This window comes from Mesorhizobium sp. M7A.F.Ca.MR.362.00.0.0, from assembly GCF_004023175.1.
Taxonomy (GTDB): Bacteria; Pseudomonadota; Alphaproteobacteria; order Rhizobiales; family Rhizobiaceae; genus Mesorhizobium.
In genome coordinates this window covers 1-1,519 of record NZ_RZTF01000715.1, presented here as the reverse complement: position 1 = coordinate 1,519, position 1,519 = coordinate 1, and the positions used below count along the sequence as shown (strand labels likewise).

1 protein-coding gene is annotated in these 1,519 nt (G+C 64.3%); it reads left to right on the top strand.

Translation table 11 applies throughout. From position 1 onward, the window contains the following. Positions 1 to 130: 130 nt before the first annotated feature. A complete protein-coding gene (locus EOC06_RS37070) occupies positions 131 to 1,435 on the top strand; it encodes a Xaa-Pro peptidase family protein (protein ID WP_127269723.1) in 1,305 nt (434 codons plus the stop codon). Positions 1,436 to 1,519 lie beyond the last annotated feature (84 nt).

Below are 1,519 nucleotides of genomic sequence, written 5' to 3'. Positions count from 1 at the left end.
GGGGGGCGGGAAGGATCGCGACGTACCGATTAGCCAGCGGCATCCCGCACAACAGACGCGGTTTTCCGCACAATCCTCCCGCCCCTCCTGCGCCATGCTCCGACCTCGCAACCCAGCCAAGGCCGAACCCATGAGCATCGTCGTTTTCGACCCCGACAGCACTGAGGACGTCGACTTCAAGGACCGCATGCGCCATCCGGCGGCGGCCGATCCGGCCGGCGGCATGTGGCTGTCGGACACCGAGCCGTCCTTCATCGATGCCGATGCCCTGCGCAAGGGCCGGCTGGCCAAGCTGCGCGGCTGGATGCGCGAGGCCGGCTATGGCGGCGTCGTGTTGTTCGATCCCTACAACCAGCGCTACGCCACCGGTTCGCGCAACATGTTCGGCTATTTCCTGCGCAACTCGACCCGCTATTTCTTCATCCCGACCGAAGGGCCGATCGTGCTGTTCGAATATCCGCAGAGCTATCATGTCTCGATGGTGCTCGACACGATCGACGAGGCGCGGCCTTCCAAGCTGGTCTGGTCGTCGGTGTCGGGTCGCGACGACGAGACCGCCGGTCCCTTCGCCGACGAGATCGCCGAGCTTCTGAAGCAGCATGGCGGTGGCTCGATGAAGCTCGGCCTCGACCGCTGCAGCCATCTGCAGGCGCTGGCGCTTGAAAAGCGCGGCTGCGAGGTTCGCGACTGCCAGGGCGAGATCCTGGCGGTGCGCGCGGTCAAGACGCCCGAGGAAGTCAAATGCCTGCAGGTGTCGATGGCCGGCGCCGAGGCCGCCGTCTATGCGGTGCGCGAGGCGATCAAGCCCGGCGTCTCCGAAAACGACCTGTTCGCCATCATGTATGGCGAGGTCATCCGCCAGGGCGGCGAGTTCATCGAGACGCGGCTGCTGACATCGGGCCAGCGTACCAATCCGTGGTTCAACGAGGCCAGCGGCCGCAAGATCCGGCCCGGCGAACTCTTGGCGCTCGATACCGACACGATCGGCTGCTACGGCTATTATTCGGATTTCTCGCGCACCTTCCGCTGCGGGCCGGGCAAGCCGACGCCTTACCAGAAGTCGCTCTACCGCATGGCGCACGACCAGGTTCAGCACAACATTTCGATCGTCAAACCCGGCATGGCGTTCCGCGAGATTGCCGAGAAGGCGTGGAAAATCCCCGACCGTTTTGTCGACCAGCGCTACACCTCGGTCATGCACGGCGTCGGCATGCATGGCGAAACGCCGTTCATCGCGCATGCCATGGATTACGAGACCTATGGCCGCGACGGCCATATCGTGCCAGGCATGGTGGTGAGCGTCGAAAGCTATATCGGCGAAAAGGGCGGCCGCGAGGGCGTCAAGCTGGAGGACGAGATCCTGATCACCGAGACGGGCACGGAGCTGCTGTCGCGCTTTCCTTATGAGGACGAGTTTCTGGAGACGCAGGTTTGATGCGGGCTACCAATGAGCGCCTCGTTCCCTGGCGCCCCCCTCTGTCCTGCCGGACATCTCCCCCTCAAGGGGGGAGATTGGCAG

Bases quoted from the DNA above. Each gene is read 5' to 3' on its own strand.
- EOC06_RS37070 (WP_127269723.1), top strand. From the start codon at position 131: ATGAGCATCGTCGTTTTCGACCCCGACAGCACTGAGGACGTCGACTTC.